Source organism: Sphingomonas sp. GCM10030256, assembly GCF_042666415.1.
In the GTDB taxonomy this organism is placed as follows: Bacteria; Pseudomonadota; Alphaproteobacteria; order Sphingomonadales; family Sphingomonadaceae; genus Sphingomicrobium.
In genome coordinates, this window is the sequence record NZ_JBHTDI010000001.1 from 423,772 (window position 1) to 442,471 (window position 18,700).

Below are 18,700 nucleotides of genomic sequence, written 5' to 3' on the forward strand. Positions count from 1 at the left end.
TTTTCAAGAAGGCAGGCCGCTGATGGCGCGCGTCACCGTCGAAGATTGCGTCGACAAGATCCCCAACCGCTTCGACCTGGTGCTTCTGGCCGCCCAGCGGGCGCGGCAGATCTCGGGCGGCGCCGACCTGACCCTCGATCGCGATCGGGACAAGAATCCGGTCGTTGCCCTGCGCGAGATTGCCGAAGAGACGGTGCGGCCGACTCACTTGCAGGAAGCGATTGTGTCCAGCCTGCAACGGGTTCAGATCGACGAAGAGGATGAGACGGACGAGCTGGCGAGCCTCAGCGAGTCCGCCGAGGCGCTGCGCCTGACCGCGGCCGCTCCGCCCCGCCCGACTCCAAGCGGCAACGACTACGAGTGATCGATTCGTCTCCCGGCCCGCCGGGAGACCTTTAGCTGTTTGCCGCCTTGGGCGTGTGCGGGAGGGCCTGCGCGCTCGGCTGGAGCGGGCGCCGGTAGCGGGTGCCGGACGCGTCGATCCACATCAGGTCGTGCAGCTCGAGCTCGCGCCCGTCATGCGCCTGGATGCAGATGCGCCGGATGGGCTTGCCGTCGCGCATGTCCGCGGCGACGAACTCGTTCGAGCCGTGGCCCCATTCCAGCCCCCATTGGCGGAGCGCCAGCACCACCGGCAGGAGCCCCTTGCCCTTTTCGGTCAGGGAATAAACGACCTTGCGCCGGTCCCTTGGGTCGGCGGCCCGCTCAAGGACACCGCCGGCGACCATCTTGGAAAGCCGGTCGGACAGGATGTTGCGGGCAATGCCGAGGCAGGCCTGGAACTCCTCGAAGTGCTGCAATCCGTTAAGTGCCCCGCGCACGATGAGGAAAGCCCATTTCTCACCAACAAGGTCGATCGCGCTCGGCAGCGGGCACTTGAGCGCCGCCGCCTTGTACGCGTCGATATGGTCGATATCGCGACCCAAAGGGCCCCCTTTCCGTTCGGCACCCCGATTGAACCATAAATCCGCTGTCCTGAACAGCAATTAGCGGCCCCAGGAATGACCGGGACGTCGCCACGGCACTTCGCACTTGCAACATGCGGGGCGCGCGGCCCACATAGATGCGGTGCTTCGTCAATATGAGCTTGTTGAGCGAGTCCGCTCCTACGACCCCGATGCCGATGAGGGGCTGATCAACCGCGCCTACGTGTTTTCGCTCAAGGCTCATGGTTCGCAGATCCGGGCGAGCGGCGATCCTTATTTCAGCCATCCGATCGAAGTCGCGGGGATCCTCACCGACCTGAAACTCGACGACGAGACCATCGTCACCGGCATTCTCCACGACACGATCGAGGATACGGTCGCCACTCCCGACGAGATCGAGCGCTTGTTCGGGACGAATGTCGCCAGGCTCGTGGACGGCGTTACCAAGCTGTCGAAGATCGAAGCCCAGTCCGAGAACGAAAGGGCCGCCGAGAACCTCCGCAAGTTCCTGCTGGCATTGTCGGACGACATCCGCGTGCTGCTGGTGAAGCTGGCCGACCGGCTCCACAACATGCGAACGCTGCACCACATCGAGAGCGAGGACAAACGGCGCCGGATCGCCCGCGAGACGATGGATATCTATGCCCCGCTCGCCGAGCGGATCGGCATGTATGAGATCATGAACGAGATGCAGACGCTGGCCTTCCGGCAGCTGGAGCCGGATGCCTTCGCCTCGATTACCCGGCGGCTTCAGCAGCTCCATGCCGAGGGCGGGGACATTGTCAGCCGCATCGGCCTCGGCCTCCAGCTGCACCTCGCCGACAACGGCCTGGAGGCGGAGGTCACCGGGCGGGAGAAGCATCCGTACAGCATCTGGAAGAAGATGGCCGAGCGGCACATCAGCTTTGAGCAATTGTCCGACGTGATGGCGTTCCGGGTGATCGTCGACGATGTCGCCGAATGCTACAAGGCTCTTGGCCTGATCCACAGCCGCTGGCCGATGGTGCCGGGCCGGTTCAAGGATTACGTCTCGACGCCCAAGCGCAACGGCTACCGCTCGCTGCACACGTCCGTGATCCATGATTCCAAGATGCGAATCGAGATCCAGATTCGCGACCGCCGGATGCATGACCAGGCGGAGCGCGGCCTCGCCGCCCACTGGGCCTACAAGGAAGGCAAGCCCGCGGCCGACATCCGGGTGCCCTGGATCGACGACCTGGTCGAAATCCTCGACCATGCCGCAAGCCCTGAGGAACTGCTCGAGCATACCCGGATGGCGATGTACCAGGATCGGATCTTCGCCTTCACTCCCAAGGGCGAGCTGATCCAGTTGCCCAAGGGCGCGACGCCGATCGACTTCGCCTACGCCGTGCACACCGACCTTGGAGACAAGACGGTCGGGGCCAAGGTCAACGGCCGGGTGGTTCCCCTGCGCACGCTGCTGGAAAACGGCGATCAGGTGGAGATCCTGGCCAGCGAAGCGCAGCATCCGCAGCCGTCATGGCTGCGCTTCGTCGCGACCGGCAAGGCGCGCTCGGCGGTGCGGCGCTTCGTCCGCCACAAGGAACGGGACGAAACGGTCGAGCTGGGACACAAGATCTACGACGAGATAGTTGCGCGGCTGCCGATGCCGCTCCCGGCAGAGGCGCTGCCGCGGGCACGCAAGAAACTGAAGATGGAGGATGACGACGCCTTGATGATCGCCATCGCCCGCAAGCGGATCGGCGACGAGGCGCTGATGGAAGCGCTGATGCCCGGCTCGACCGGCGGCGATGTCGCGCCGCGGCCGGTCGCGCAGCGTCAGGCGATCTCCATCAAGGGCCTGACCGCGGGAGTCGCCTACCATCTGGCGCAATGCTGCCACCCGATCCCCGGCGACCGGATCGTCGGCCTGCGCCGCGAGGACGAGGAGATCGAAGTCCACGCGATCGGCTGCGAGAGGCTTGCGACCGGCGTCGACGCCGACTGGCTGGACCTCGCCTGGGGCGATGGTTCGGACGGTGCGACCGCCCGGCTGTGCGTGATCCTGCGCGATGTCGCGGGGGCGCTGGGAGCGATGGCGGGAGTGTTCGGGGCCAAGGGCGCGAACATCGTCAACCTCAACCTGGTCCACCGCGACGGCAGCTTCCATACCTTCCACGTCGACGTGGAAGTGCATGACCTGGCGCACCTTCACGCCATCATCGCCGCGCTCCGAGCGGCCGATCAGGTGTCGAGCGCGGAACGTATCTAGCTAAGCGTCATTCCCGCGCAGGCGGCGAATGACGAGATTTTACCTCCGCCGTGCCCGGTCCGCGCCTCCGGCCCCGAGCACCGCCAGAGTCACCAGGTCCGTGGCGGTGGCGGTCATCGGCGCGATCTGCACCGGCAAGGACATGCCGAGCAGGAACGGCCCCAGCACGCTTTCGCCACCCACCGCGCGGAGCAGCTTGGCCGACAGGCTGGCAGATTGCAGGCCGGGCATGATCAGGATGTTGGCCGGGCCGGACAGCCGGCTGAACGGATAGTGCCGGCGCTGCATGTCGTGGTTCAGCGCGACATCCGGCGACATCTCGCCTTCATATTCGAAGTCGGTTTCCTGGCCGTCGAGCAAAGTCACCGCATCGCGCAGATTATCGACGTAAGCGCCGGGCGGGTTGCCGAACGTCGTGTAGCTGGTGAAGGCAACCCGCGGCTCCTGTCCCATACGGCGGGAGAAGCTGGCGGAGCGAATCGCGATGGCGGCGAGTTCCTCGGCCGTGGGCCGCTCCGTCACCGCCGTGTCGGCGATCAGGATGGTCTTGTTGTGACCGACCACGATGTTGATCCCGAACGGTGGTGCGCCCTCTTCGGTATCGATCACCAACTGCACCTGCTTCAGCGACTGGCTGAACGGGCGGGTGGTGCCGGTGATCATCGCATCGGCTTCGCCCAGCGCCAGCATGGCGGCGGCGAAATAGTTGCGGTCCTGGTTGACCATCCGCTCGACCTCGCGGCGGAGCATCCCCTTACGCTGCAGCCGGGCGTAGAGATGGTCCACCGCCCGTCCGACCAGCGGCGAGTTGCGGCTGTTCAGCACCTCGTAGCCGGAGGGATCGTCGACCCCCAATTCCCTGAGGTGATCGTACACCTCGTCGCGGCCGACCAGCACCGGCGTGCCCAGCCCGCCCTCCTTGAAGGCGATGGCAGCGCGCAGCACGTTGCGCTCCTCGCCTTCCGCGAACAGCACCCGCTTGGGATTGGCGCGTGCGGCCTCGTAGGCAAGGGTCAGGACCGACACTGCCGGGTTGAGCCGAGCACGCAGGGTCTGGCGGTAGGCGGCCATGTTCTCGATCGGCTTCTGTGCGACTCCGCTGCGCATCGCCGCTTCGGCGACAGCGGCCGGCACCACTTCCATCAGCCGGGGATCGAACGGCGCCGGGATGATGTAATCGGCGCCGAACTTGTGGCTGGTCCCGCCATAGGCTGCGGCCACCTCCTCCGGCACTGCCTCGCGGGCCAGGTCCGCCAGCGCCCGGGCGGCGGCGATCTTCATCTCGTCGTTGATCGCCCGCGCCCGCACGTCCAACGCCCCGCGGAAGATGAAGGGAAAGCCGAGCACATTGTTGACCTGGTTCGGATAATCGGAACGGCCGGTCGCCACGATCGCATCCGGGCGCGCCGCCTTGGCCTCCGGCGGAGTGATCTCCGGGTCGGGGTTGGCCATGGCGAAGATGATCGGACGCGGCGCCATTTCCAGCACCCAGTCCGCTTTCAGCGCACCGGCGGCCGACAGGCCGAGGAACACGTCAGCGCCCTGCAGCGCGTCCTGGAGCGTGCGTGCATCGGTTTCCACCGCATGCGCCGACTTCCATTGGTCAAGGTTTGTGCGGCCGGTGTGGATCACGCCGGAACGGTCGCACATCAGCACGTTGTCGCCGCGAACGCCCATCGCCTTGATCAGCTCGGTGCAGGCGATTGCCGCCGCCCCGGCGCCGTTCACCACCACCTTGATGTCGCCCAGTTCCCGACCGGTCAGCAGGCACGCGTTGATCAGCCCGGCGGCGGTGATGATCGCGGTGCCGTGCTGGTCGTCATGGAACACCGGGATGTTCATCTTCTCACGCAGCGCCTGCTCGATCACGAAACAGTCGGGCGCGGCGATGTCCTCGAGGTTGATCCCGCCAAAGCTCGGCTCCAGCAGCGAGACGGCGTCGATGAACCGCTGCGGATCCTCGGTGTCGAGCTCCAGGTCGATCGAATCGACGTCGGCGAAGCGCTTGAACAGCACCGCCTTGCCTTCCATCACCGGCTTGGAGGCGAGCGCGCCGAGGTTGCCCAACCCGAGGATCGCAGTGCCGTTGGAGATCACCGCGACCAGGTTGCCCTTGGCGGTGAAGTCGTAGGCGCAGCCCGGATTCTCCGCGATCGCCCGCACCGGGACCGCTACGCCGGGCGAATATGCCAGGCTCAGGTCGCGCTGGGTCGCCATCGGCTTGGAAGCGATGATCTCGATCTTGCCGGGCCGACCGCGCGAGTGGAAGTGGAGCGCCTCGGCTTCGCTGAACTTGACGTTGCTTTCGGACATGGGGGAGCGGTTACCACCCTCATTGGCTCGCAGCCACCCCACTTGTCCGTTCGTCACGAGCCCTTCGCCTGCCTGCCTGCGGCAGCCGCTCAGGATGAACGCGTCGGGGCCCTTCGGCTGAGCTCAGGACAGGCGTGTCTCGACTTCCCTCGACACCAAACGGAAGTGGTGTTGTGTTCACCCCAAACCCGCTAACCCGCTCCCATGGCCCGCGCCGACGCCCCCACCCCCATGATGGAGCAGTATCATCGCCTCAAGGCCGAGGCGGTTGATGCGTTGCTGTTCTACCGGATGGGCGACTTCTTCGAATTGTTCTTCGACGACGCCAAGGCTGCCGCCGCCTGCCTCGACATCGCGCTGACCAAGCGTGGCGAGAGCGGCGGCGAGCCGGTGCCGATGTGCGGCGTACCGGTCCATGCCGCGGAGAACTACCTCGCGCGGCTGATCAGGGCCGGGCACCGCGTCGCCATCGCGGAGCAGACCGAGAGCCCCGCGGAAGCCCGCAAGGCACGCGGCTCCAAGGCGCTGGTTGAGCGCGCAATCGTCCGGCTGGTGACGCCCGGCACCCTGACCGAGGACACGCTGCTGGACAGCGGGGCGGCAAACTGGCTGGCCGCGGTGGCGCGGGCGGGCGACGAATGGGCCATCGCAGCCGCCGACATCTCGACCGGTCGCTTCGAGCTGGTCGCCTGCGGTCCCGGCGACCTGCAGGCGGAGCTGGCTCGCCTGTCCCCGGCCGAGACGATTGCCGACGGCAAGCTGCCCGGAATCCACTCGACGGCCGGCAAGGGCGGCTTCGACAGCACCGCGGGCGAGCGCGCGCTCAAGGCTCGGTTCGGGGTGCAGACGCTTGACGGCTTCGGTGAGATCGGCCGTGCCGAGCTGGCCGCGGCAGGCGGGCTGCTAACCTATCTCGAGGCGACCCAGAAACAGGCGACCGCGTTCCTTGCGGCTCCCCGCCGGATCGCGCGGCTGCAGCATATGGCGATCGACGCCGCGACCCGGACCAGCCTGGAGATCTGCCGGGCGGCCGATGGTCGGGTCGCCGGGTCGCTGCTGGCGGAGGTCGACCGCTGTGTCACCGCCGCTGGACGCCGGATGCTGGGGGCGGACCTGGCCGCACCGCTGGTCGAGCGGCGGGCGATCGAGGCACGGCTCACCGCCGCCGCCTGGCTGCAGGAGGACGCGCTGCGGCGCGGCCGCGTCCGCGAGGCGCTCCGGGCCATGCCGGACATCGGCCGGGCATTGGGGCGGCTGGTCGCGACCCGCGGCGGCCCGCGCGATCTTGCGCTGTTGCGCGACGGTCTGAGCGCGGCGGCCGAACTGCGCGCGATGCTGGAGGGGGAGCCCGACCTCCCGCAGCTGCTGACTGGCCTCCTGCCGGCACTCACCGGGCATCATGCACTGGTCGAGCGGCTCGCCGCGGCGCTGGTTTCCTCACCGCCGCTGGACGCTGCCAAGGGCGGGTATATCGCCGACGGCTACGACGGGCAGCTCGACGCCCTCCGGCTGGCCTCCTCCGACGGTCGGCGCGCCATTGCCGCGCTCGAGGCACGCTACCGCGACCTGACCGGGATCTCGTCGCTCAAGATCCGGCACAATGCGGTGCTCGGCTATCATGTCGAAGTCAGCGCCCGCCACGCCGACGCGCTGCTGGCGGCGGACAGCGGCTTCACTCACCGCCAGACGCTGGCCGGTGCCGTCCGCTTCAACTCGCCCGACCTTCACGCCGAAGCGAGCAAGGTCGTGGAAGCCGGTGCCCACGCGCTGGCCGCCGAGGCTGCGCACCTCGAGGAATTGACGGCTCTCGCGGTGGCATCCGCGCCACGGATCGCCGAGACCGCCGACGCGATCGCCCGGATCGACGTCGCCGCGAGCCACGCCGAGCGCGCGGCCGAGGGTGGCTGGTGCCGCCCGGAGCTTGCCGACCAGTCGTGCCTGGAGATCGAGGGCGGCCGTCACCCGGTGGTCGAGTCGGCGCTGAAAGGCTCGGGCGAGCGGTTCATTGCCAACGATTGCGCGCTCGGCCCCGTCGACCGCCTATGGCTGATCACCGGGCCCAACATGGGTGGCAAGTCGACCTTCCTCCGCCAGGTGGCGCTGATCGCCCTCCTCGCCCAGGCCGGCTCGTTCGTTCCCGCCAGCCGGGCGCGGGTCGGCATCGTCGACCGCCTGTTCAGCCGGGTTGGCGCGTCGGACAATCTCGCGCGGGGCCGTTCGACCTTCATGGTCGAGATGGTCGAGACCGCCGCGATCCTCGCGCAGGCCACCCGCGACAGCCTCGTCATCCTCGACGAGATCGGCCGCGGCACCTCGACTTACGACGGCCTGGCAATCGCCTGGGCCGTGGTCGAGGCGATGCACGACCAGGTCGGCGCCCGCACCCTGTTCGCGACCCACTATCACGAGCTCACCAGGCTGGCCGACCGGCTCGACGCATTGTCGCTTCATCATGTCCGCGCCCGCGAATGGAAGGGCGACCTCGTCCTGCTGCACGAGTTAGCGGACGGCCCCGCGGACCGCAGCTACGGCATCGCCGTTGCCCGGCTGGCGGGCCTGCCGCCGGCGGTGGTCGCGCGCGCCAAGGCGGTGCTCGCCAAGCTTGAAGCCGGCCGCGATGCTACGGGCGGGATCGCCGCGGGGTTGGACGACTTGCCCCTGTTCGCGGCGCTGGCGGCGGAGCCCGACCTGCCGGCCGACCCGCTGAGCGATGCCCTCGCCGGCATCGACCCCGACGCGCTCACCCCGCGCGAGGCATTGGACGCATTGTATCGGCTGAAGGCGTTGGCTCAGCCCTCGCCGTAGCTGCCGATCGACTGGAACATGGCCGTGAGAGCCGCGCGTTCGGCGTGGTCGAGTTCAGGGCGCCATATTTCGAACAGCAGGACGACTCGCGTGGAATCGCTGTCGTTCCAGGCTTCATGCTGGATGCTGTCGTCGAAGATCATCATCTTGCCCGCTTCGACCATGCGCTCCTCATTGCCGACACGCAGGCGGCAGTCCGGCGGCACGATCAGCGGCAGGTGGCAGATCAGGCGGGTGTTGAGCATTCCCCAGTGCGGCGGAATGTGGGTCCTGGCGCGGAGCATCGAGAAGATCGCCATCGGCGCGCGGCCGATGATCCGAGGCAGCGGCACCTGGTCCAGCGCGGCCATAGTCACCGGGCAGCGGCGCGCATTCTGCTCGACCGGCTCGCCGTTGCGCCACAGGTCAAACGCGCTCCACCGGGAATCGTCCAGCAGCGCATGCTCGCGGTTAGCTCGCGCCGGGTCTCGCTGGACATAGGGGTGGAACCCCGCCTCGTCGCGCAGCAACCCTTCCAGTTCCGCGCGGATCGCGGCGGTTTGGGCTTCCAGCCCGGCGACCCAGCCGAATACCGCCGGATCGAAGAAGCATGTCTGCGGCAGGCCCGGATAGAAGAAGCTGGTCGGCTGCTGGATCTGGATCGGCTTGCGCCCAGCAGCGATATCGAGCGCTTCCTGGAAGCGCTGCGGACGGCCTGCCCGGTCGATCCCGGCGTCTGCCAGCGCCTGCTCGAGATGATCCTCGAAGCGATCCTGCACCGCTGCCACCTTCTCGGCAGCGCGCTGCACAGACGCGCGAAGCGCCGGCGGCAGCTCGGCCGGCGCAACCTGAAGCGCAAGGGTGAAGAAGCTCGCCGCCCCGCGCTCGTCGCCGCGGGACAGCACCCGCTCACCCTTCGCCAGCAGCGCGATCAGATTGCGGGGTTCGACGTTGAGCGCGCCGTCCAGCGCCCTCTCTTCCGCCTGTGGATCGCCGAGGTGGGCGCAACATTGTGCGAGCATCAACCAGCTGTGCGCATTGCCGCCGGCCGCCGTCACCTGTTCGAACGCGGCGCGCGCGCTGCGATGATCGCCGGATCGAAGCGCGGCTGCCCCGCTGGCGGCAAGCTGCTGCAGGTCGGGACTGCTCATGTGCGCAAGGCATATCGCAGTTTCGCCGTTCCGCAATGCTGCCCCCGGCGCGGCTTTGAGGCATACACGGCACCATGGCCAAGCGTTTCGACCTCATCGCGGACCGCCGCGCGATCATCGACCGGCGCTTGCTGTCAGATCGGATCGAAGCATTGTGCGGGCCGGACGTCCGCACTCGGGCCAGCGCCCTGCTTAGCGAGGCGCTGGCAGCCGGACGAGCGGAGATCGCGAAGCGGATCGCGGCCCAGCCGTCCAGCGGGAGGACCCACGCCGCCGCGACTGCCTGGCTGACGGACCAGATCGTCCGGGTCGCGCACGAGATCGCGACCACCTGTATCTACCCCAATGCCAACCCGACCGCGGCCGAGCGGATGAGCGTTGTCGCGCTGGGCGGCTACGGGCGCGGCGAGATGGCGCCGTTCAGCGACGTCGACCTGATGTTCCTGACGCCCGCTCCCCGGGCGCCCTGGTGCGAGCAGGTGATCGAAGCAATTCTCTACCTGCTGTGGGACCTCCAGCTGAAGGTCGGCCAGGCGATCCGCACCCTGCCCGAGCTGCTGGTGCTTGCCCGTGACGACATGACGGTTCGCACCAGCCTTCTGGAAGCCCGGTTCGTGTGGGGCGACCAGCCGCTGTTCGCCGAAGCCATGGCGCGGTTTCGGTCCGAGGTGGTTGCCGGGACCGCAGCCGACTTCGTCGCGGCCAAGCTGACCGAGCGCGACGAGCGCCACCAACGGATGGGCGACAGCCGCTATGTGGTCGAGCCCAACATCAAGAACGGAAAAGGAGGCTTGCGCGATCTCCACACGCTCTACTGGATCGGCAAGTATGTCCACGGGGTGAGCTCGCCGGCGGAGGTTGTCCGCGCCGGCCTGCTGTCCGCCCAGGAGTATCGCCGGTTCGACCGCGCCGAGCGCTTCCTGTGGTCGGTGCGGTGCCATCTCCACCTCGCCACCGGCCGGGCCGAGGAACGGCTGAGCTTCGACCATCAGCGGACCATCGCCGAGACGATGCGCTATGCCGACCGGCCCGGCAAATCCGCGGTCGAGCGGTTCATGCAATTCTATTTCCTGCAGGCGAAGACAGTCGGTGACCTCACTGGCCTGTTCCTGGCGCAGCTGGACGAGCAGCTTGCGGCCGAAGGTCGGCGGTTCACCATGCCGGCGTTCCTCCGCCGCCCCAGGCGCTTGAACGGCTTCATGCTGGACCGGGGACGGCTGTCGCTCCCGCGGGAGGACTTTCTGGCGGAAGATCCGGCGCGGCTGATCGAGCTGTTCGCCCTGGCGGCGCGCGAAGGGTTGGAGGTGCATCCCACGGCTATGAGGGCCGCCACTCGCGAAGTGCGGCTCGTGAATCAGGTCCGCGATGATCCGCACGCCAACGCCCTGTTCCTTGAAGTGCTGACCAGCACGCGCCCGGACTTGGCACTTCGCTGGATGAACGAGGCAGGTGTGTTCGGCCGCTTCGTTCCCGATTTTGGCCGGGTGGTCGCTCAGATGCAGTTCGACATGTACCACCATTATACGGTGGACGAGCACACCATCCGCGCGGTTGGCCTGCTGGCGGCGATCGAGCGCGGCGAGCTGGCCGACGACCATCCCCTGGCAACGGCCTTGTTCAAGCAGATCGGGTCGCGGCGCGCCTTGTACGTCGCCGTGCTGCTGCATGACATCGCCAAGGGCCGTGGCGGCGACCATAGCGAACTCGGGGCGCAGATCGCGCTGGAACTTGGCCCGCGGTTCGGGCTGGAGCCGGGCGAGACGGACATGGTGGCGTGGCTCGTCCGTTACCATCTGCTGCTGTCGGCAACGGCGTTCAAGCGTGATCTGGCCGACCCCAAGACCATCGACGACTTCGTTGCGGTGGTTCAAAGCCCCGAACGGCTGCGGCTGCTGCTGATCCTGACCGTGGTCGACATCCGCGCCGTCGGTCCGGGGGTCTGGACCGACTGGAAGCGACGGCTGATCCGCACCTTGTTCGACCTGGCCGAGGAGAAACTGCGGCTCGGCCACAAGCAACGGGGCCGCACCGAACAGGTGGCGGAGCGGCAGCGGCAGCTGGGCGACGCTCTCGGCTGGCCCGCGGCGGCGCTTCGCGCCCATGCACGGCGGCTGCCGGACAGCTATTGGGTGGCCGAAAGCCCCGAGTCGATCCTGGCCAATGCCCGCCAGATCGCGTCCGCCGAAGCGCGGATCGGAGGGTTGGCGGCAAACGTCACGGCGGAGGGCCAGGAGGAAGGGGCAACCCGGGTCACCGTGTTCGCCCAGGATCGCCCGGGATTGTTCTACCGCATCTGTGCCGGTTTGGCCGCGGCCGGAGCGAACATCGTCAGCGCGCGCGTGCACACCACCCGCGACGGGCTCGCCCTCGACAACCTGCTGGTCCAGGATCGCCGCGGCAGGCCCTATGGCGACCGACGGCAGCGTAACCGGCTGGTCCGCTCGGTGGAAGCGGCGCTGGCCGGGCAGGACCTGCCGGCGCTGCCGTCTGTGCCGAGGTCGAGCGCCTTTGCCATCGCCCCGGCGGTGACAGTCGCCGAGCGGGCGTCAAAGCGGACCACCGTGGTCGAGGTCATTGCCTCGGACCGGCCGGGCCTGCTGGCCGATCTGGCCCGAGCCATCCACCGGGAAAATCTGGTGCTCCATTCCGCACATATCGCCACCTATGGCGACCGCGCGGTGGACGTCTTCTACCTGACGGGCGCCGACCGGCAGAGGCTGCCTGCGGAGCGCATTGCAAGCATCCGATCAGCCTTGCTCGCGGCGGCGGCAGAGCGCTCGGGCGAACTGGCGAGCGCCGGATGAGCCTGGCCGGTTAGCCGCTATTCACCCTGACCAAAAAAAGCCCCGCCATCCTCTGGCGGGGCCTTTTTCCTCAATGACCGAAGCTTAGCCGCGGACCGGTTCCGGCGCCGGCGGCGGAGGGGGTGGCGGCGGCAGCGGGCAGCTGTCCGTCGCCAGGATCACCGAACCGTCGGCGCAAGTCTGGGTCGGCGCTGGCGGCGGTGGCGGCGGCGGCGGGAGCGGCGCCGGCGGAGCGACTTCCGCCGGACGGCCTTCCGGCGCGAACTTCATCCGCAGGGTCAAGCCATAGGTCCGCGGCTCGGCGAGGAAGGCGCCGAACAGCTGGGTCGACCGGTTCAGGTTTGGCGCATTGTTCGAGCAGAAGCCGTTGAGCGCTCCGCGGGTCGTGCAGCTGCCCTGCAGGAAGGCGTCGAACGCGACTTGCTTGTAGTTGGTATCGAGCAGGTTCTGCCCCCATAGCTCCACAGCCCACAAGTCCTTGGGACCGCGCAGACCGACGCGGCCGTTGAACACGGTGTAGCCGTTGTCGATCTTCTCGATGTCAAGATCGGAGCCGGTGTTGAACTCCGACTGATGGCGCATGTCGATGTAGAACAGGCCGCGCAGCCCGCTCCCACCGATCGGCGGAGTCCAGCCGAGCGAAGCCGTGCCGACGAACGCGGAGGAGTTCGACACCCGGCGCCCAGGCAGCTGGAACAGGGCAGGCGAAAGCGCCCGGCCGCCTGCGCCGACCAGGTTCTTGCGGTACTTGGTGTCGCCCAGCGTGCCACCCAGATTGAAGGTGACGTTCGCCAGCGGCCGGGTGAACACCTCGACCTCGATGCCACGGCTCTTCACGCCGGCGCGGGTGTCGCCGGTGCACTCGCCGGTCGGAACGACCTGGGAGTTATCGGTATCGGCACCGTTCAGGTCGTCTTCGCAGGAATTGATGTTTTCGACGAAGAAGTTGAGCCCGTTGAACGTGTTGAGCTGGAAGTCCTTGAACAGCTGCCGGTATACGGCAACGTTCACGTCGAACCCGCGACCGTTGTACTTGGCGCCGATCTCCATTGCGTCGTTGATCTCGGGCCGGAACTCGAGATCCTGGAGCGAAGCGGCGGTGGTCACGGCGCCCGGGACCGGAACGCCCGAGCTATTCAACGCGATCGTCCGGGTCAGGCCCGAGCGGTCGAGGTTGTAGCCGCCGGCCTTGTAGCCGCGCGAGTAGCTGGCATAGGTCAGTAGCTCGTCCGTCGGCTTCCAGCTGAGTACCGCCGTGCCCGACAGCTTGTTCTCCGTGCGCGAATCCTTCTCGGAGAAGGTGCCGCCAGGAAGCGTCGGGATGATGCACGGCAACTGCTGCAGCGAGGCCAGGGGGCCGCCGGAGAAGAAGCTGCACAGGCTTGGCCCGCCCGTGTCGTTCAGATCGACGTCGAGCGTTTTCTTCTCTCGCGTATAGCGGGCGCCAACCGTCAGCTTGAGCGCATCGGTGATCGAGAAGATGTTGTGCGTGAACAGCGCCAGATTGTTGCTGGTCTGGTCGAACATGTCGTTGGTACCCGCAAAGCCGCGAGCGCCGCCGCCGAACGCCAGCGCGACATTGCCGAAGCCATTGTTGCCGAACGCCGCGCTGCCGAAGTTCGCCGGCGGCGAAAGCACGACCGGCCCGCCCGGAGTCGGGAAGGTCAGCAGCGGGCTGTTGAGGCGCGCAAAGGCGCTGATCACGCCGATATTGCCGGCCGCCAACCGCGCTGCGGTGAGGTTGCCGGCCGCAACCGCCGCATTGAATTGCCCGAGCAGCGCGGCTTGTACGCCGGCTGCGACCAGCGGCTGGAAGCATGTCGGGCTAACGCCGGGGGACAGCAGCGCCGCCTGACCCGTGGCGCCAACGAAGTTGTTGGCGACCAGGCAGTTGGCATAGCGCGGATAATCCGCGCCAAAGGCGATGTTGTCGAGAACCCGCAGCTTCTCGTTGGCGTAATAGCCGCCGACCAGCCAGTCGAGCCGGTCGTTAAAGGTGGTGCCCTGAAGGCGCAGTTCCTGGCTGAAGGTCTTGAAGCGGTTGAAGGCGCCGCCGTCATCGTCGCGGAAGACGATGTCGAGGTTGTTGAAGTCGGCGTCCTGGCCGCGCACGTACTTGTTGTAGCGGTAGGCGGTGATGGAGGTGAGCTCCATGCCACCAAAGTCGTAGACCAGCTCGCCCGACAGGCCGCCGTCCTTGACGTCGGACCGGAAACTGCGACCCGGCGTGATCGAGACTTCCCGATCGAACGTATCGTCGTTAATCCTTGCCCCGAGCCCTTCGAGGATGCGGCGCACGCTGGACGGACTTTCGACCGCCTCGCCGTTGACGGCGTTCACGTCGAAGGTCCGCAGGTACGGGGCGGCGCAGCACTCCTCATCGCGCTTGGCGTAATCGGCGATCAGCCGGACCGACACGTCGTCGTTCGGCTGGAACAGCAACTGGCCGCGCAGCAGGTAACGATCACGATCGTTGACGTCGCGACCGGAAATCACGTCCTCAAGGAAGCCGTCGCGCTTCAGGTAAACGGCGTCGACGCGGGTCGCGAGCGTGCTGCTGATCGGCCCGGTCGCGCCAAGCTCGACCCGGCGCAGGTCGTAGTTGCCGATCGTCAGTTCGCCGTTGAACGCGGTCTGGAACCGCGGCTTGGCGGTGATGATGGAGATCAGGCCAGCCGAAGTGTTGCGGCCGAACAGGGTGCCCTGCGGTCCGCGCAGGACCTCGATCCGATCGATCTGCCCAAGTTCGGTCAGACCGGTGCCGGTGCGCGAGCGGTAGACGCCGTCGATGAAGGTTCCGACCGAGCTCTCGAGGCCCGGGTTGTCGCCCACCGTGCCGATGCCGCGGATCCGGGCAACGCCGGCGCCGGCCTCCGACGACGTGGAGGAGACGAGCAGGGTCGGCGACACCTGGTTCAGCTGCCGGATGTCGACGATACCCGAATTCTCGATCGTCTCGGCGGTGACCGCGCTGACCGCCAGCGGAACGTCGCTCAGCGCCTCGTTGCGGCGAGTTGCGGTCACGACGATTTCGCCAGCCTCGCCGGTGTCGACCGGCTGCTGCTCGACCGCCTGGCTGTCGACCGCGGCGCCTTCAGTGGCGCCCGGGGTCGGCTGGGCGGTGCCCTGATCCGTGTCGGTGGTTTGCTGCGCCACCGCCGGCGCCGAGATTGCGAACAGGCCTGCCGAAAGCAGCCAGACGGACTTGCGCATGTTTCCCCTCCAGAACGTGTCTTGGGGGAAAGGCTAGTGCAGCCTCATCTTAGTGGGAAGCGAGCCGCCACTGACAGACCTGTTAATCCAGCAGACATGTGGCTCAATAGCAACATGCTGCAATGCAGCACCAGTGCTGCGCCCGCTCACTTGGGGGCGAGCACCATCAGCATCTGCCGGCCTTCCATACGCGGGTGCGCCTCGATCTTAGCGATGTCGCTGACCTGTTCCGACGCCCGCTGAAGAACCGCCATCCCGAGCTGCCCATGCGCCATTTCACGCCCCCGGAAGCGCATGGTGAGCTTCACCTTGTCACCTTCGCCCAGGAACTCGACCACCTTCTTCATCTTGGTGTCATAGTCATGGTCGTCGATGTTGGGACGCATCTTGATCTCCTTGATCTCCTGCGTCTTCTGCTTCTTGCGCTGCTCGTTGGCCTTTTTCTGCGCTTCATACTTGAAGCGGCCAATGTCTAGGAACTTCGCGACGGGGGGATCGGCATTGGGGCTGATCTCAACGAGATCGAGTCCGACGCTGACCGCCTGCTCATAAGCTTCGCGCGTATACATCACGCCCAGGTTCTCGCCGTTCTCATCGATCACCCGGACCTTCTGGGACTGGATGAACTCGTTGTAGCGAGGGCCGGTAAACTGCGGCGGCGCCTGCGGGCGGCGCGGATAGGGCGGTGGAATGAAGCGATCTCCTGAAGTGATTGGTTCTGACGCCGCGAACTAAGGCTTCGGGCCGGCGAATGGAAGGGGCCGCGAGGCCCCGGCTCCGTCTTTTTCGCCGGTCTGTGGCGGAGTGGCGTCACTCCGCGCCGGGGCACCCGCCCCGAGTCAGGTCCACCCTGCGCTGCTCCAGCTCAGCCCTGCCCAGGGGCAAGATCGGGCGGAACGGCTTCTGCCGCAAAGGCCGCGAGGGCCTCGTCGAGGGCCATCAGCTTCTGATGCTGGTCGCTGCCAAGCCGGCGCACCGCGACAGTGCCCTCTTCGGCTTCACGCTTGCCGACGACCAGCAGCAGCGGGACCTTTGCCAGGCTGTGCTCGCGCACCTTGTAGTTGATCTTCTCGTTGCGAAGGTCGGTATCGACCCGAAGTCCGGCAGCCCGTAGCCGCTCGGCGACCTGCTGCGCATAGCCGTCGGCGTCCGACACGATGGTGGCCACCACCGCCTGCACCGGCGCAAGCCACAGCGGGAACTTGCCGGCGTGGTGCTCGATGAGGATGCCGATGAACCGTTCGAACGTGCCGAGGATGGCGCGGTGCAGCATGACGGGGCGGTGCTTCTCGCCATCCTCGCCGATGTAGTTGGCATCCAGCCGTTCGGGCAGCACCCGGTCGGATTGGATTGTGCCGACCTGCCAGGTGCGGCCGATCGCGTCGGTGAGGTGGAATTCCAGCTTGGGCGCATAGAACGCCCCCTCGCCCGGAAGCTCTTCCCAACCGAATTCAGGGGTAGCGCGGCCTGACGCCTCCACTGCTTCGCGGAGCTCCGCCTCGGCCTTGTCCCAGTCGTCGTCGCTGCCGAAGCGCTTGTCCGGGCGCAGCGCCAGCTTGATCGCGTATTTGTCGAAGCCGAGGTCATGGTAGACGCTGTCGAGCAGGTCGCAAAAGGCCTTCACCTCCTCGACCAGCTGATCCTCGCGGACGAAGATGTGGGCGTCGTCCTGGGTGAACTGGCGCACCCGCATGATGCCATGCAACGCGCCGTGCGGCTCGTTGCGGTGGCAGCAGCCGAATTCGGCCATTCGGATCGGCAGCGACTTGTAGCTGGTAATGCCCTGCTTGAAGATCAGCACGTGCGCCGGACAGTTCATCGGCTTCAGCGCCATCAGGTCGGCATCGCCGCTAAGCACCGGAGCATCGTCCTCGCCGGACGGAATCTCGTCCGGCACGACAAACATGTTCTCGCGATACTTGCCCCAGTGGCCTGAGCGTTCCCACTGTCGCGCATCCATCAGCTGCGGGGTCTTCACCTCGTGATAGCCGGCCGCATCAAGGCGGCGACGCATGTAGGCCTCCAATTGCCGCCACAGCAGAAAGCCCTTGGGATGCCAGAAGACGCTGCCATGCGCCTCGGCCTGGAGATGGAACAGGTCCATCTCCTGGCCGATCTTGCGATGGTCTCGCTTGGCGGCTTCCTCCAGCCGGACGAGATGCTCCGCCAGCTGCTTCTTGTTGAGCCAGGCGGTGCCATAGATGCGGCTCAGCATCGGGTTCTTCGGATCGCCGCGCCAGTAAGCGCCCGACACGCGGGTCAGCTTGAACGCCTGCGGGTCCAGCTTGCCGGTGGACTCGAGATGCGGCCCCCGGCACAGGTCCATCCAGGCCTGATCACCCCGGCCTGAGCGATACATGGTGATCGGCTCGCCGTCGGGCAGTTCCATCACCCATTCGGCCTTGAAGCTTTCCCCGGTGCGCTGGAAGAAATCACGCACGTCTTCGCGCCGCCAGACCTCGCGCACGAGCGGCTCGTCCCGTGCGATGACCCGACGCATCTCCTCCTCGATGGCCGGCAGGTCCTCGTCGGTGAACGGTCCGCGCTCCGCGGTCGGCGCGAAGTCATAGTAGAAGCCATCATCCGTCGCCGGGCCGAAGGTGATCTGCGTGCCGGGATAGAGGTTCTGCACCGCTTCGGCGAGGACGTGGGCAAAGTCGTGACGGACCAGCTCGAGGGCGTCCCTTTCGTCGCGCGAGGTAACCAGCGCGACGCTTGAGTCACCCTCGAACGGGCGGTTGATGTCGCGAAGTTCCCCGTCGACCCGCGCCGCGAGCGCAGCCTTGGCAAGGCCCGGTCCGATGGCCGCTGCGACGTCGGCTGGTGTCGAACCCTCGGGCATCTCCCGAACGGAGCCATCCGGGAGGGATATCTTGAACATCTTGGACATGCCCCGCCCCTTAGCGGCTGGGGCTCCGGATTTGCACCCCCAAAGGCTTAGCGGCGCTGCTCCCGCAGTGCGGCAGCCGGAGAACGACCACCGACATTGTAGCTGACGACCAGCGGCACCTCGCATCCGCCGATCCGGCGGTAGACGGCCGCGTAATGGTCTGCACCCGGCATCTCACCCAGGGTACGCGGCTGCAGCCTGCCGCCTTCGCGCCGCGCTAGGGTGGCCGCCGTCTCGGGGCAGTCGGCGCGCTGAGGTCCGCCGGGAGTGATGGCGGGCATGGCCCGGGCGGGTTCAGCGCGCTGAGGCGGAGGCGCGCTTGGTGCGGGAGTGCTTGGCGCGGCGCCCGACAGGAGAATCAGGACCGGCAGGACCAGAAGACGCAT

The 18,700-nt window shown here is 67.1% G+C and carries 11 protein-coding genes; 4 read left to right on the top strand and 7 right to left on the bottom strand.

Features of this window, described 5'->3' with window-relative positions; genetic code table 11:
* The first annotated feature begins 22 nt into the window (after positions 1 to 22).
* Positions 23 to 364, top strand: a complete 342-nt coding sequence (gene rpoZ, locus ACFQPG_RS01970; protein ID WP_380809841.1) for a DNA-directed RNA polymerase subunit omega — start codon at positions 23 to 25, stop codon at positions 362 to 364.
* A 31-nt stretch (positions 365 to 395) separates the two neighbouring features.
* Here rpoZ and ACFQPG_RS01975 read toward each other — a convergent pair whose 3' ends face one another.
* Positions 396 to 926 carry a winged helix-turn-helix transcriptional regulator gene (locus tag ACFQPG_RS01975; protein ID WP_380809843.1) on the bottom strand — a complete coding sequence of 177 codons (531 nt, stop codon included), beginning with the start codon at positions 924 to 926 and terminating at the stop codon, positions 396 to 398.
* Positions 927 to 1,068: 142 nt separating this feature from the next.
* On the opposite strand from ACFQPG_RS01975, the gene ACFQPG_RS01980 reads away from it, so the two are divergent.
* Positions 1,069 to 3,159 carry a RelA/SpoT family protein gene (locus tag ACFQPG_RS01980; RefSeq protein WP_380809845.1) on the top strand — a complete coding sequence of 697 codons (2,091 nt, stop codon included), beginning with the start codon at positions 1,069 to 1,071 and terminating at the stop codon, positions 3,157 to 3,159.
* 39 nt (positions 3,160 to 3,198) lie between these two features.
* Here ACFQPG_RS01980 and ACFQPG_RS01985 read toward each other — a convergent pair whose 3' ends face one another.
* Positions 3,199 to 5,472, bottom strand: a complete 2,274-nt coding sequence (locus ACFQPG_RS01985) for an NADP-dependent malic enzyme (protein ID WP_380809847.1) — start codon at positions 5,470 to 5,472, stop codon at positions 3,199 to 3,201.
* A 204-nt stretch (positions 5,473 to 5,676) separates the two neighbouring features.
* Here ACFQPG_RS01985 and mutS point away from each other — a divergent pair, with 204 nt between their 5' ends.
* Positions 5,677 to 8,277 carry a DNA mismatch repair protein MutS gene (gene mutS, locus ACFQPG_RS01990; RefSeq protein WP_380809849.1) on the top strand — a complete coding sequence of 867 codons (2,601 nt, stop codon included), beginning with the start codon at positions 5,677 to 5,679 and terminating at the stop codon, positions 8,275 to 8,277.
* Here the strand turns inward: mutS and ACFQPG_RS01995 are convergent.
* Positions 8,262 to 9,407, bottom strand: a complete 1,146-nt coding sequence (locus tag ACFQPG_RS01995; protein WP_380809851.1) for an aspartyl/asparaginyl beta-hydroxylase domain-containing protein — start codon at positions 9,405 to 9,407, stop codon at positions 8,262 to 8,264. The two genes, mutS and ACFQPG_RS01995, sit on opposite strands and share 16 nt — an antisense overlap.
* A gap of 74 nt (positions 9,408 to 9,481) precedes the next feature.
* On the opposite strand from ACFQPG_RS01995, the gene ACFQPG_RS02000 reads away from it, so the two are divergent.
* Positions 9,482 to 12,211: a [protein-PII] uridylyltransferase gene (locus ACFQPG_RS02000; protein WP_380809853.1), complete on the top strand. Its 2,730-nt coding sequence runs from the start codon at positions 9,482 to 9,484 to the stop codon at positions 12,209 to 12,211.
* 84 nt (positions 12,212 to 12,295) lie between these two features.
* Here ACFQPG_RS02000 and ACFQPG_RS02005 read toward each other — a convergent pair whose 3' ends face one another.
* The 4 genes from ACFQPG_RS02005 to ACFQPG_RS02020 form a co-directional block, all read right to left on the bottom strand.
* Entirely contained in the window at positions 12,296 to 15,424 is a 3,129-nt protein-coding gene (locus ACFQPG_RS02005) for a TonB-dependent receptor (protein WP_380809855.1), read from the bottom strand.
* A gap of 146 nt (positions 15,425 to 15,570) precedes the next feature.
* Positions 15,571 to 16,116: a translation initiation factor IF-3 gene (gene infC, locus ACFQPG_RS02010; RefSeq protein ID WP_380811671.1), complete on the bottom strand. Its 546-nt coding sequence runs from the start codon at positions 16,114 to 16,116 to the stop codon at positions 15,571 to 15,573.
* A 173-nt stretch (positions 16,117 to 16,289) separates the two neighbouring features.
* A complete protein-coding gene (gene thrS / locus ACFQPG_RS02015; RefSeq protein ID WP_380809857.1) occupies positions 16,290 to 18,314 on the bottom strand; it encodes a threonine--tRNA ligase in 2,025 nt (674 codons plus the stop codon).
* 47 nt (positions 18,315 to 18,361) lie between these two features.
* Entirely contained in the window at positions 18,362 to 18,700 is a 339-nt protein-coding gene (locus ACFQPG_RS02020; RefSeq protein ID WP_380809859.1) for a hypothetical protein, read from the bottom strand.